This window comes from Streptomyces deserti (genome assembly GCF_054782695.1).
The window spans coordinates 499,125-511,791 of record NZ_BAAGRZ010000001.1 but is presented as its reverse complement, the minus strand read 5'-3'; the positions used below and the strand labels follow the sequence as shown (position 1 = coordinate 511,791).

The window sequence follows — 12,667 nt, the reverse complement described above, 5'->3', positions numbered from 1 at the left end:
TAAGAGGGCAATAAAGGGCTGGCAGTAAGGGGCTTTGGCCGTGCGGGAGTTCATCGTCGAGGCGGACGGCGGGTCACGGGGCAACCCGGGGCCCGCGGGCTACGGAGCCGTGGTCAGTGACGCGGCGACGGGCGAGACGCTCGCGGAGACGGCCGAGTACATCGGCGTCGCCACCAACAACGTCGCCGAGTACCGGGGCCTGCTCGCCGGCCTGCGCGCCGCCCACGCCCTGGACCCGTCCGCCACGGTGCACGTCCGCATGGACTCCAAGCTCGTCATCGAGCAGATGACGGGCCGCTGGAAGATCAAGCACCCCGACATGAAGCCGCTCGCGGCTCAGGCGGCACGCGTGTTCCCGCCGGACCGGGTGACGTACGAGTGGATCCCCCGCGACCGCAACAAGCACGCGGACCGGCTGGCCAACGAGGCGATGGACGCGGGGAGCCGGGGCGAGCAGTGGTCGCCGTCGGCGTCGACGGCCGACCTGGACACCCGCGCGGCGCGGGCTGCGCTGCCCGAGCCGACGGGCCCGCCCGGGGACGCGGCGGCGGGCGCGGCGAAGGCACGCGCGGCACTGGCGGGCGCGGCACTGGCGGGCGCGCGTGGCGAGCGGGCCTTGTCCGGTGACCCGGCCTCCTCCGGTGACCCGGTCTCCTCCGGTGGCACGGGCCGGCCGGGATCCCCGGCGGCTCCCGGACCCCGGGACACCGCACAGAGCCCTACCGCCGCCCTCGGCGCGGAGACCGACAGTCCGATTGCCGACGGCGTACGGGCCGACGGCGTACAGGCCGACGACGTACGGGCCGACGGCACACGGGCCAACGACGTGCAGGCCGACGACGTGCAGGCCAACGACGTACGAGCCGCGAAGAACGTGGCCGCGGCCACCGCGCCCTCCGTCGGCTGGGCACCCGCCGACATGGGCCCGCCCGCGACCTTCGTACTGCTTCGGCACGGGGAGACCCCGCTCACGCCCCAGAAGCGGTTCTCCGGCAGCGGCGGCACCGACCCCGCGCTCTCCGGCATCGGCCGGGAACAGGCCGAGAGAGTCGCCGCCGTACTGGCCCGGCGTGGCACGATCCAGGCCGTCGTGTCGTCGCCGCTCGCCCGCGCCCGGGAGACCGCCGGCATCGTCGCCGCCCGCCTCGGGCTCGACGTGAGCATCGACGAGGGCCTGCGCGAGACCGACTTCGGCGCCTGGGAGGGGCTCACCTTCGGCGAGGTGCGCGAACGCTACCCGGACGACCTGACCGCCTGGCTCGACTCCCCGGAGGCGGCCCCCACCGGAGGCGGCGAGAGCTTCGCGGCGACCGCGACCCGGATCGCCGCCACCCGCGACAAGCTGGTCGCGGCGTACGCGGGCCGCACGGTCCTGCTCGTCACCCACGTCACCCCGATCAAGACGCTGGTACGCCTCGCCCTGGGCGCCCCGCCGGAGTCCCTGTTCCGCATGGAACTGTCGGCCGCGTCCCTGTCGGTGGTGGCGTACTACGCGGACGGCAACGCCAGCGTCCGGCTCCTCAACGACACCTCGCACCTGCGCTGAGCCCGGCCGCCTCCCGGGCCGGCCCCTCGGGCCGCGCCCAGTCCAGCGGGACGTCCGTCCACCCTGGGCTGATCAGTGGACCTCCGTCACCAGCACATCCAGCGACCAGGCCTGCCCCGCCCTCGCGGGCGCCTGGGCCTCCACCTCGTATCCCAGCTCCCGCAGCGCCTCCACCAGCTCGGCGGGGTCCTGCGGCGCGGCCCCGGCCGTCAGCAGACTCCGTACGATCCGCCCCTTCGTCGCCTTGTTGAAGTGGCTGACCACCTTCCGGGTCGGCGCGTGCAGCACCCGCACGGTCGCCGTCCGCCCAGCGACCTCCCCCTTCGGCTTCCACGCGGCGGCATAGGCGGAGGACCGCAGGTCCAGCAGCAGCCCGTCCCCGGCCGCCTCGGGAAGGACGGCCGCCATCGGCGTACGCCAGTACGAGCCCAGCGCCCCCAGACCGGGCAGCTTCACGCCCATCGAGCAGCGGTACGACGGGATCCGGTCGGTCATCCGGAGCGCCCCCCACAGCCCCGAGAAGACGAGCAGGGAGCGGGCGGCGCGCTGCTTGGCGGCCGTGTCGAGGGAGGCGAGGTCCAGGGCGTCGTACAGCACTCCCGTGTAGATCTCCCCGGCGGGCCGCGCCCCGGCCGTCCGCAGCTCCGCGTTCTTCGCGACCTCGCCCCGCAGGCCCTCGCTCAGCCCGAGCACCTCGCGCGCCTTGCCCTCGTCAGCGGCACACAGCTCGACCAGCTCCTCCAGCACGGCCGCACGGGCGGCCGTCAGCCCCGGCAGCGACAGCGACTCCAGCTTCAGCGGGGCGCCACGGCCGGAAGCGGCCTTGCCTTCGGACGGCGGCAGCAGGACAAGCACACGTACTCCTTCGGTCGAGCTCCGGGACAGCGTACGGCGGCCTCAGACACGCTCCTGGGCGAGGGCCCGTACGAGGCCGTCGGCGTCGTCGGCGTGGAAGCGGAGCACGCGTACCTCCCGGCGGCGGCCGAAGAAGGTGACATGGGTGACCGGCTCGGTGAGTTCGAGCGTGACGGAGGTCTGGGAGCCGACGGCGACGTCGAGCTCACCGTCGGCCCGCTCGTGCGTCGTCCGCAGCTCGCGGCGCACGGAGGCGATCCGCTCCAGCGGAACGCGTACGTCGACGTGGAGGGCACGGCGGATCCGCAGTGAGTCGCCGTGGAGGACGTGGGGGCGGACCACGGACGCGGCGTGCAGGGCCACGACGAAGACGACGGTGTACACGTCCAGGACGAGGACCACCGCGTGCGCGGCCGGCCAGTCCCGCAGCAGCACGGATATCCCCACCGTCTCGACGACGCACACGAACGCGACCCCGAACATCATCGCGGCCTGCCCGCTCATGTACCCGAAGACCCGCCCGCCGTCCGACCCGTGCGTGCGCCGCGCCGCCCACAGCACGAGACTCGCCAGCAGCCGCGCCTCGTGCCGGACGAGCGCGTACGCGACTCTCATCTGCCCTCCTCGGCCAGCATCCGCAGCGTGCGGCGGATCGCCTCGGCCTGGGCCGGGGCGAAGTCGGCGTAGAAGGCGCGCAGGAAGCTGTCGTCGTGGTCGACGGCCCCGTAGTCCGGGAGCAGGTCGCGGGGGACGCAGTCGGCGAGCGCCCGGGCCGCCTCCTCGATGCGCGGGTCGTCGGGGCCGGCGTCGGCGAGTTCGTCGAGCAGCGCGTAGGCTGCGCGCGTCCGTTCCACCCCGTCCGGGGTGCCCAGGGTGCCGTTCAGCGCCGATGCCATGCGCTCCCGGACCTCAGGGGGTGCCGCGGTGTCCAGGAAGGCGAGGATCTCGCGGTCCTTCGCGGCCATCGGGGAGACCGCCAGATGCGCCGTCTCCGCGAACAGCGCGGCCAGCTCGGGCGAGACCGGCCCCTCGGCGGACACCCCGCCCTCCGTCTCCAGCAGCGCCCGCAACCGCGCCCGCCGCTCACGGATCGCCTCCTCCTGCCGCGCCAGGTCCTGATCCAGCTCCGTCAGCACCTCGACGAGGTCCTTCCCGGCGTCGTCCGCGAGCACGTCCCGCACCTCGGCGAGGCCGAGCCCCAGCTCGGTCAGCCGCCGGATCCGGGCGAGCACGACGGCGTGCCGCAGCGTGTAGTGCCGGTAGCCGTTGGCCCGCCGCTCGGGCTCGGGCAGCAGGTCCAGATGGTGGTAGTGCCGCACGGTCCGCGTGGTGACGCCCACGGCCGCGGCGAGTTCTCCGATCCGCATGGGATCAGTAGAGACGTTGACGTCGCGGCAGGGTCAAGCGGTCGGCTCGCCGCCTGACGGCGGCGTTGATCGTGTGCCACGATCGAGGGGAACGGGTCCCGATCTCACGGACAGGTGATCAGCCGATGTCCCAGTCTGGCGAGCGACCGAAGGAGGGGCGTGACATGACTGCCATGGCCCATGAGCCGCTCACGCAGGAAGAGGTCCTGCTGGAGGGTTTTCTCGCCCTGGACACCCCGGAGGGTTTCCGGGCCGAGCTGATCGAGGGGGAGATCGTTGTGACGCCGCCGCCGGACGGGGATCACGAGGACTACATCGGGCTGATCGTGAACCAGGTGATCAGGCGGTCCCGGACCGACATGCAGTTCGCCGGGAACAAGGGACTGAAACTGCGAAGCGGGGGCGGTTGCCCGAAGGACCACGTGATCCCGGACGGCACCTTCGCCCCCACCGAACGGCGGCTCTACCGGGGCGCCGACTCCTGGATGCCCTGCGACGGCGTCGCCATGGTCCTGGAAGTGACGTCCACCAAGCCCCAGGCCGACCGCGAGGCCAAACGCCGCTGCTACGCCCGCGGCGGCATCCCCCTCTACCTGCTCGTCGACCGCGAAGCCTCCTCGATCACGCTGTTCAGCGACCCGGAGAAGGACGACTACCGCGAGCACTGCACCCGCCCGCTCGGCAAACCGATCGCCCTCCCCGAGCCCTTCGGCTTCGACCTGGACACCAGCGACTTCCTCTGATGCCCTGTGAGCGGGGGTGTGAGGTGAGCGCAGAAGACCGGATACGCGAGCAGGCCCACTGGACCAGGGCACGACTGGGCCGCTGCGGCCCACCCCTCGACCTGCTCACCGCCCGCTTCGACCGGCACGTCTACGCCCCGCACGCCCACGAGGAGTTCACCGTGGGCGTCTGCGTCGGCGGCTCGGAGGTCATCGCCTACCGGGGCGGCCACATCCACGCGGGCCCGGGTTCCATCGTAGTCCTGGACCCCGGCGAGATGCACACCGGCGGCCCGGCCGCCTGCGACGGCTACGCCTACCGCGCCCTGTACGCCGACCCCGCCCTCCTCACCGACGGCACCCTCGGCGGCCTCCCGCACTTCCGCGAACCCGTCCTCGACGACCCGGAGCTGGCCGCCGCCCTGCGCCGCACCCACACGGACGTCAGTACCTGCCCCGACCCGCTGGAGACCGAGTCCCGCCTCCCCTGGCTGCTCACGGCCCTGGCCCGCCGCCACTCCACCGCCCGCGCGACGCCCGACACCCTCCCCGGCGCCGGCCACATCGCCCAGGCCGTCCGCGACCGCCTCGCCGACGAACTCCTCGCCCCGCCCTCCCTCGCCGACCTCGCCGCCGACCTGGGGCTGTCCCGCTACCAGCTGCTGCGCGCCTTCCGTACGACGATGGGAGTGCCGCCGTACGCCTGGCTCGCCCAGTACCGCGTGACCCGGGCCCGCGGCCTGCTGGAGTCCGGACTGCGCCCCGCCGAGGTCGCGCCGCTGGTGGGCTTCGCCGACCAGGCGCACCTCACCCGCTGGTTCCGCCGGGTACTGGGCGTGACCCCGGCCGCGTACCGCAACAGCGTTCAAGACGCCGGACGATGACGAGACGCACACTCCCCGCATGACGGCACGCGGCTGGTTCCTGTTCTCCCTGATGGGAGTGGTCTGGGGCATCCCCTACCTGATGATCAAGGTGGCGGTGGACGAGATGTCCCCGTCCATGGTGGTGTTCACGCGCTGCGCGCTCGGCGCCGCGCTCCTGCTGCCCTTCGCCCTACGGCAAGGGGGCCTGACGACGGCCGTACGGGCGCACTGGCGCCCCCTGCTGGCCTTCGCGTGCATCGAGATCATCGGCCCGTGGTGGACGCTGACCGACGCCGAGCGCCACCTGTCCAGCTCCACGGCCGGCCTGCTGATCGCGGGCGTCCCGATCGTCGGCGTCGCCCTCGCCCGCTTCTTCGGCGACACGGAACGCCTCGGCATACGCCGTCTGACGGGCCTGGCGCTCGGCCTGGCGGGCGTGGCGGTCCTGACCGTCCCCCACCTGACCGGCGGCGACGCCCGCTCCCTGGCGGAGGTGCTGGTGACGGTGCTGGGCTACGCGACGGCCCCGCTGATCGCCGCGCGGTGGCTGAAGGACGTCCCGTCCCTCCACCTCACGGCGTCCTGCCTGGCACTGGCGGCGCTCGTCTACGCCCCCGCGGCGGCCCTCACCTGGCCGTCCACCATGCCCTCCGCCTCGGCCCTGGCCGCCCTCGCCGGCCTGGGCGTGATCTGCACGGCGATCGCCTTCGTCGCCTTCCTGGAGCTGATCAAGGAGGCCGGTCCGACCCGGGCGACGGTCATCACGTACGTCAACCCGGCGGTCGCGGTGGCGGCCGGCGCGCTCTTCCTGGACGAGCCCCTGACCGCGGGCATCCTGGCCTCCTTCGCCCTGATCCTCACCGGCTCGGTGCTGGCGACGGCCACCGGACCGAGACCGCGCTCCCGCCCGGTACCATGGTCGACACGGCAGACGAGCCGGGCGGACGGCCGCGTGGAGTCCCCCTGACGGGGAGCTCCCCGAGGAACGTCCGGGCTCCACAGGGCAGGGTGGTGGCTAACGGCCACCCGGGGTGACCCGCGGGACAGTGCCACAGAAAGCAAACCGCCGAGAGCTCCGGCCCTCGGTAAGGGTGAAACGGTGGTGTAAGAGACCACCAGTGCCCAGGGTGACCTGGGCAGCTAGGTAAACCCCACCCGGAGCAAGGTCAAGAGGAGACGCCTCTTCGCAAGGAGCGGTGTCTCTGCGCGGACGCTCGAGGGCTGCCCGCCCGAGTCCGCGGGTAGACCGCACGAGGCCGACGGCAACGTCGGTCCTAGATGGATGGCCGTCGCTCCAGGGGCCGTGAGGACCCTGGAGAACAGAACCCGGCGTATAGCCTGACTCGTCTGCCGCTCTTTATTTTCGCAGGTCAGAGGCTATGTTTACTAGCTGAATAAACTGCCGGGTCGAATCCGGGGCGAATTTGGGCTGCAAGGATTGTCGTCCCTGTCCACCGCACGTGCGACATATTCGGTATTCCGGGCGTCAAGTGCGGTCCAATGCCGAATCTGTGGCGGACATCTCGGTACCGGATGTATCGGAAGTACATGTACGGGGTGTCTTCTCGTCGACCGCTCCGGCTGAACTCGATCACCGATGGTGCGTCCGGCAGTGGAGCCTGTTAGAAGTGATCACTGGCGAAAGCGTCTCGTTGCCCGCTCCTGCCGGGAACCACTGTTCCTCGCGAAGGTGGCCATATGAGGCATGGGGTTCCGCTCCCTACTCAACAAGGTGGGGGACGCAGGCTCAGCCCCATGAACGGGGCTATCCAAGACGGATCCGACGCCGTGATTGTCACATCCAGTGACCAGCAGTTACGGGACAAAATTACTCAGGTTGAACTCACGGAGTCCGATGCACTGGTCAGGTCGTAGTCCATGATCAGGCCGGTGGGCGGCAGGCAGCCGTCGATCAGGTGGGGCCGGTACTGGAGCTTCTTCAGCTTCCGCTTGATCACGCGGGTCAGGTGGGCGAGGTCTGCCGCGGCGAAGTCGGCCAGGTGCCGCTTGAGGAGCGACCAGATTCCCTCGGCTGGCCTTCGGCTCGCCCCGGCGGCCGTGCCAGATGTGCAGCTTGAGAAGAAGCGCGGCCGGTGTCCGGCGCGGTAGCAGGCCAGAGCAATGCTCAAGACCTGAGATCGGCCTCGGGTTGGACGCGAAGGGCGTACCTTCCCGAGTGATCGACTGAAGGTCACCGAGTAGGCCCGCGTTGGCGCGCGGGTCGGTCGCCGGTGGCCATGTCCGCCCGCTTGTCGTTCACGAGTACCTAGCCGAGTTGGCCGCCGAGACGGACGAGGCCGGGCGCCGCCTGGTGGTCCGCAACGGCCACCACCGGCCCCGGACCGTGACCACCGCCGCAGGCCCCGTCGAGGTCACGGCCCCGCGCGAGTCGACGACCCGTCCATCTGGGTGGACGATCGTCGTTTTCAAAACAGGGTGCGCACGTCGCAAGATCGTGGCCGCCGACGTCCGCGACGCCGGTTCAGCTGTTCGTCAGGCTGCGGCCGGTCCGGCCGGCGGGGCGAGTTCCCTGCGGATGACGGGGGCGATCTCGGTGGCGAGAAGCTCGATCGAGTCGTGGACCATCCCGGCGGGCATACCGCCGAAGTCGATCTGGCCCAGGTAGCGGTCGATGCCGAGTACGTCGCGTTCGGCGAGGATCTTGTCGATGATCTCCTGGGGACTGCCGACCATCAGCGCGCCGAACGGTACCGCTGCGGCGTCGAACTCGGCGCGTCCGATGTGAAAGCCGCGTCCGGTGGGCGGCTTGGGGCGGACGTATTCCTTGTAGAAGGGGAAGACGTCGTCGCGTGCGCCCTGGGAGGTGCGGCCGACGTAGAAGTGGCCGGATCTGCCGAGCCGCAGCCGGTCGGCGGGGTGGCCGGCCGCTGTGCCGACCGCGCGGTAGTGCTCGATGAGGGGGCGGGCACGTCGGATGTCCCCGCCGATGAGGCCGAGCGCCATGGGCAGGCCGAGGCGTCCGGCGCGTTCCACGCTGGAGGGGGTGCCGCCCACGCCGAGCCACAGCGGCAACTGCGGCTGCTGGGGCGGGGGCTGGACGGACAGGCTGTCCATGGCCGGGCGGAACCGTCCGCGCCAGGTGACGTGTTCGGGGTTCTCACGGATGGCGAGCAGCAGCCGCAGCTTCTCCGCGAACACGTCGTCGTAGTCCTCGAGGTCCACGCCGAACAGGCGGAACGCCTCGACGAACGCACTGCGCCCGGCGATGATCTCGGTGCGGCCGTCGCTGATGAGGTCGAGGGAGGCGAAGTCCTGGTGCCGCCGGACCGGATCGGCGGTGGAGAGCACCGACACGGCACTGGCCAGCCGGATACGGCTGGTGGCCTGGGCGATCGCGGCCAGCGGGACGGCGGGGTTGGCGACTGCGAAGTCCCAGCTGTGGTGCTCGCCGAGACCGAAGACGTCCAGGCCGGCCTGGTCGGCGGCGATGGCGTAGGAGACGATCTCGCGGGTGCGGCGCCCCGGGTCGTGCAGTTCTCCTGTGGTGGGGTCGGTCTGCAGGTCGGACAGGGAGAGGATGCCCAGTTCCACGGTCGTCTCCGATAGGGGGACAGGGGTTGGGAGGAGCGGCCCGGCCGGCGTGGTCGCGGGCCGGGCCGCTGTGATGGGGCGGGGGACTGGGGGTTCAGAAGGAGTAGGGCCCGAACCGGCCCCACATGATGACCGCGGCGACGATGAGCAGGATCGCGTTGAACCCGATGGCCTGCGGCTCCTTGCGGCGGGCGTGGAGGCCCATGGCCAGGAACATGATCACAGCCAGGCCGGTGGCGGCCAGCGGGGTGAGCACGGTGGCGATGTCGAAAGCACCCGGCAGGATCAGCCCGAGGGCGCCGGCGAGTTCGGCGGCGCCGATCAGACGCACTACGGGTGTCGAGACGTCACTGACCCACGGCAGCTGGGATATGAGCTTTTCGCGGGGCTGGGTGGACTTGGTGACGCCGGCGGCCACGAACAGCGCGGCGAGGACTCCCTGCAGGATCCACAGGAACACGTTCATCGGAGCGGAGACCTTCTTCTTCGGTCGCGCCGCGGTGGGGATCGCCGCGGCGGATGAGGAGTGAGCGGATGAGGAGTGAGCGGGTCAGGATTCAACGGGGGAGCGCCGGGAGGCGTCAGACGGTGAAGACGCGCTCGGCTTCGTCGCGCTGGGTGTGCAGGTCCCAGTAGAGAGGGGCGATGTCCTCGGCCTCGGCGGTCGGGATTTCGGGAGGGCCGCCCGCGCCGATCCACACGCCGATGGCGACGTGCGCGGCCTGGATACCGGTGCCGGCCAGCTCCTTGTGCAGGTTGAGCACCCAGTTGCGCAGCGCCGCCTGGGCGGGGTTGACGTTGCCGAGCATCGGGATGGGGTCGACCGAGCCGGCGCCGTTGGTGAAGAGCAGGGTGCCTGCGCCGGCCTCACGCATCGCGGGCAGGACGGCCTGGGTGGCGGTGATGGCGCTGTAGAGCAGGAAGTCGATCCATCCCTGTACATCGGACGGGCTGGTCTGGGACGGGGAGGTGAGGTTCACGGAGGCGATGCTCGGAGCGGGGGAGTGCTCCAGGACGTCGATGCCGCCGAAGCGGGTCGCGGCGTCCTTGAGGGCCTGGGTCAGCGCGTCGTGGTCGCGCACGTCCGCCGGGAACGCGGCGGCGGTGATGTCCTCGGCGGTGAGCCGGCCGACGAGGTCGTCGAGCTTGGCGCGGTTGCGGGCGATGAGAGCGACGTCGTAGCCGCGCGAGCCGAAGGTGCGGGCGATGGCGAGGCCCATTCCGGGGCCGGCTCCGACGATGGCGATGCTGGGCATGGTGAAGTCCTTTCGTGGGGGAAGCGTCTGGGATACGGACTGGTCAGGCGACGGTGATGGCGATCTTGCCGACGGTGCCGGCGCCGAACGCGGCGAATGCCTCGGGGCACGCTCGAGGTCGAACTCGGAGTTCACCGACACCTTGAGGGCGCCGGAGGTGACCTGCCCGGCGAGGGTGGACAGGGTGTCGGCGTCGGGTTGGACTGGATCATGGCGGTGTGCAGCTTGCGGTCCTCCGAGGCCTCGGGGACGGTGAGGGCGGAGGCGACGGCGCCGCCGTCGCGGGTGAGCGCGGTGAGCTCGGCCAGGTCGCCGGCGAGGTGCAGCACCGCGTCCACGCTGTCGGGGGCGATCGCCCGGACCTGCGCGGTCATGTCCTGGGTGTAGTCGATGACGGTCACCTCGGCGTCGGTCAGCGCCGAGACGAAGCCGCTCTCGGAACCCGACTTGGCCGTGGCGATCACCCTCGCGCCCCGGGCAGCGGCCAGCTGTACGGCGATGGCACCCACGCCGCCGGTGGCACCGGAGATCAGCACCGTCCTGCCCTCCAGCGGGCCGAGCAGGGCGAGACCGTCGAAGGCGGCGGTGCCCGCCGGCCCGAGCGCGCCGGCGTCACGCACCAAGACCCCGTCGGGCCGGTGGGCGATGCCGATGGCAGCGGGAACAGCGACGTACTGCGCCATCGAACCGGTGCCCACGTGCGCCTTGGTGACCACGCCGAACACGGCGTCGCCGACCGCGAAACCCTCGACACCCTCACCGACCGCCTCGACGGTGCCGGCGAAGTCCTTGCCGGGGATCAGTGGGAAGCGGTGCTCCATCATGCCCTGCAGGTATCCGGCCACCGTGCCCAGGTCGAAGCCGTTCACCGAGGACGCGGCCACCTTCACCAGCACCTCACCGGCCTCGGGGCGGGGCACCTCCACCTCGGTCACCTCGGGGCTGCCGGGTACCTGTGCCGATGTCACAGCGCGCATGATCATCAACTCCTCGACATGGGTATTGCTCGAATTGGAAAGAGCTATCCGATTCGTGATCCGGAAAGGCCTCTCCGGTTTCGCGGTGTCCACGATAGCACTGAAAGTGGATAGGGCATTCCGATTCGGTAGACTGAGCGTCATGAACCTTGGCGCCCGATCCAGCGATGACCCTGCCGCACAGCCTCTGCGCAGCGATGCCGAGCGCAACCGTGCGCGGATCGTCGCCGCCGCGCGCACGGTGTTCAGGCGTGACGGCCTGAATGCCTCCATGGCTTCCGTGGCCCGCGAGGCGGGGGTCGGCATCGCCACTCTGTTCCGCCGATTCCCGACAAAGGAGGAACTGGTCGCCGCGGTCTTCGCCGACCGTATGGACGCCTACGTCGACGCAGTCGGCGTCGCCCTCGACGACCCCGATCCCTGGCGCGGTCTCGCGGGGTTCATCGAAACCGCCTGCGCGATGCAGGCCGCCGATTACGGCTTCGCCGACGTAATGACCATGACCTTCCCCACAGCCAAGGCTCTGGAGGAGCGCCGAGACCAGGCGTACGAGGCCGTTGTCCAGCTCATCGGCCGCGCCAAGGCCGCAGGACGCCTGCGTGAGGACTTCAGCCCCGAGGACCTGGTGCTGGTGCACATGGCCACTGCCGGCGTCGTCAACGCCACTGGCGACGCCGCTCCCGACGCCTGGAAACGCGTCGTCGCTCTGATGCTCCAGTCCTTCGAGGCCCCCGCCCGCGGCCCCCTGCCCGACCCGCCCGAGCCCCGCGCCCTCTATAAGGCCATGCTCCGTGCCAGTCAGGCGTGCTCCGCCTCGCCGGAACCAGGGAGGAAGGACTGAAGGGCCACGTCCCGGCGCCCTGGCAGCGGAGTTCGACGCGCTCGTGGACTGCCACGGAGGCTCCGCGCGTCAGTACCACCGGATGGTGCGCAGAGGAGGCCGAGCCGTCACCATGACCATGAAGGGCCTGCCGTTCGCCCTGCTCTCCGTGCTGCTGCCCGGCCCCCGGATGCGTTTCATGTCCGAGAAGGTGGGGCGCGACGACATGGAGACCCTGGCCGGGTATGTGGACCGCGGCGAACTGCGCCCGGTGGTCGAGCAGGTCTACCCGCTGAGTGCCGTCCAGGACGCCCACCGCGCGGTCGAGACCGGCCACGCCCGAGGCAAGCGCGTAGTCGACCCAACTCAGTGAGTCGGCCCTGCTCACCTCGTCAACGAGTCGTTCTTTGAGGGTGGGGCTCGCGCACCCAGATTTCCCCGGCTGTGCCGGCCGGGGCGGGTACTCCGGCCCCGGCCATGACCGTCAACTTGACCTGAGCGACCGGGAACCCCGGGGGGCGCGAGCTCGCCTGACGTTCATCGGCACGGTCAGTCAAGGTGGCTGACATCCGATGTATTGCGAAGCTCCTCGCTGTCCTCTGCTGCTTCCGGGCGCAGTCGACATGCGGGAAGTTCGTTCTCATCACCCCAGAGTGGTCTGTCGAGTTGCCGGTGGAAGTCACACGAGTTGGTGCTGCAGCCCCTC

12 protein-coding genes, 1 other RNA gene and 2 pseudogenes are annotated in these 12,667 nt (G+C 71.0%); 7 read left to right on the top strand and 8 right to left on the bottom strand.

The window, feature by feature from the left end; translation table 11 throughout:
- Positions 1-40: 40 nt before the first annotated feature.
- Positions 41-1,546, top strand: coding sequence for a bifunctional RNase H/acid phosphatase (locus ACYVMZ_RS02295; protein WP_461074846.1), 1,506 nt, complete (start codon positions 41-43; stop codon positions 1,544-1,546).
- Positions 1,547-1,618: 72 nt separating this feature from the next.
- On the opposite strand, the gene yaaA is transcribed toward ACYVMZ_RS02295, so the two are convergent.
- From yaaA to ACYVMZ_RS02280, 3 genes are read right to left on the bottom strand one after another with little or no spacing between them, the layout of a single operon-like run.
- On the bottom strand, positions 1,619-2,401 hold the full coding sequence (gene yaaA, locus ACYVMZ_RS02290; RefSeq protein ID WP_461074844.1) for a peroxide stress protein YaaA: 783 nt from the start codon (positions 2,399-2,401) through the stop codon (positions 1,619-1,621).
- Positions 2,402-2,443: 42 nt separating this feature from the next.
- Positions 2,444-3,016 (bottom strand): hypothetical protein, encoded by a 573-nt coding sequence (locus tag ACYVMZ_RS02285; RefSeq protein ID WP_461074842.1) that lies wholly within the window; start codon positions 3,014-3,016, stop codon positions 2,444-2,446.
- On the bottom strand, positions 3,013-3,768 hold the full coding sequence (locus ACYVMZ_RS02280) for a MerR family transcriptional regulator (RefSeq protein ID WP_461074840.1): 756 nt from the start codon (positions 3,766-3,768) through the stop codon (positions 3,013-3,015). Before ACYVMZ_RS02280 ends, ACYVMZ_RS02285 begins: the two co-directional genes overlap by 4 nt.
- Before the next feature lie 164 nt (positions 3,769-3,932).
- Here ACYVMZ_RS02280 and ACYVMZ_RS02275 point away from each other — a divergent pair, with 164 nt between their 5' ends.
- From ACYVMZ_RS02275 to rnpB, 4 genes and pseudogenes are all read left to right on the top strand, one after another.
- The gene (locus tag ACYVMZ_RS02275; RefSeq protein ID WP_461074838.1) at positions 3,933-4,511 is read left to right on the top strand and encodes a Uma2 family endonuclease; all 579 of its coding nucleotides are present in this window, start codon (positions 3,933-3,935) and stop codon (positions 4,509-4,511) included.
- Positions 4,511-5,374 carry an AraC family transcriptional regulator gene (locus tag ACYVMZ_RS02270; RefSeq protein ID WP_461074836.1) on the top strand — a complete coding sequence of 288 codons (864 nt, stop codon included), beginning with the start codon at positions 4,511-4,513 and terminating at the stop codon, positions 5,372-5,374. The genes ACYVMZ_RS02275 and ACYVMZ_RS02270 overlap by 1 nt, the downstream gene beginning before the upstream one ends.
- Positions 5,375-5,393: 19 nt before the next feature.
- Positions 5,394-6,173 (top strand): annotated as a pseudogene (locus tag ACYVMZ_RS02265) (DMT family transporter); the annotation flags it as partial.
- 115 nt (positions 6,174-6,288) lie between these two features.
- An RNA gene (rnpB, locus tag ACYVMZ_RS02260) (RNase P RNA component class A) lies at positions 6,289-6,706 on the top strand.
- A 482-nt stretch (positions 6,707-7,188) separates the two neighbouring features.
- Here the strand turns inward: rnpB and ACYVMZ_RS02255 are convergent.
- The 5 genes and pseudogenes from ACYVMZ_RS02255 to ACYVMZ_RS02235 form a co-directional block, all read right to left on the bottom strand.
- Positions 7,189-7,521 (bottom strand): annotated as a pseudogene (locus ACYVMZ_RS02255) (IS630 family transposase); the annotation flags it as partial.
- Positions 7,522-7,849: 328 nt separating this feature from the next.
- Positions 7,850-8,908 (bottom strand): LLM class flavin-dependent oxidoreductase, encoded by a 1,059-nt coding sequence (locus ACYVMZ_RS02250; protein WP_461074834.1) that lies wholly within the window; start codon positions 8,906-8,908, stop codon positions 7,850-7,852.
- A gap of 94 nt (positions 8,909-9,002) precedes the next feature.
- Entirely contained in the window at positions 9,003-9,374 is a 372-nt protein-coding gene (locus ACYVMZ_RS02245; RefSeq protein ID WP_461074832.1) for a DoxX family protein, read from the bottom strand.
- A 115-nt stretch (positions 9,375-9,489) separates the two neighbouring features.
- Positions 9,490-10,164: an SDR family NAD(P)-dependent oxidoreductase gene (locus tag ACYVMZ_RS02240; RefSeq protein ID WP_461074830.1), complete on the bottom strand. Its 675-nt coding sequence runs from the start codon at positions 10,162-10,164 to the stop codon at positions 9,490-9,492.
- Positions 10,165-10,295: 131 nt separating this feature from the next.
- Positions 10,296-11,141, bottom strand: coding sequence for an NADP-dependent oxidoreductase (locus ACYVMZ_RS02235; RefSeq protein ID WP_461074828.1), 846 nt, complete (start codon positions 11,139-11,141; stop codon positions 10,296-10,298).
- Between ACYVMZ_RS02235 and ACYVMZ_RS02230 the strand changes: the two genes are divergently transcribed.
- Both ACYVMZ_RS02230 and ACYVMZ_RS02225 read left to right on the top strand, forming a co-directional pair.
- Positions 11,140-11,982, top strand: a complete 843-nt coding sequence (locus ACYVMZ_RS02230; RefSeq protein WP_461074826.1) for a TetR/AcrR family transcriptional regulator — start codon at positions 11,140-11,142, stop codon at positions 11,980-11,982. The two genes, ACYVMZ_RS02235 and ACYVMZ_RS02230, sit on opposite strands and share 2 nt — an antisense overlap.
- Positions 11,933-12,334: a zinc-binding dehydrogenase gene (locus ACYVMZ_RS02225; protein WP_461074824.1), complete on the top strand. Its 402-nt coding sequence runs from the start codon at positions 11,933-11,935 to the stop codon at positions 12,332-12,334. Before ACYVMZ_RS02230 ends, ACYVMZ_RS02225 begins: the two co-directional genes overlap by 50 nt.
- The last annotated feature ends 333 nt before the right edge of the window (positions 12,335-12,667 follow it).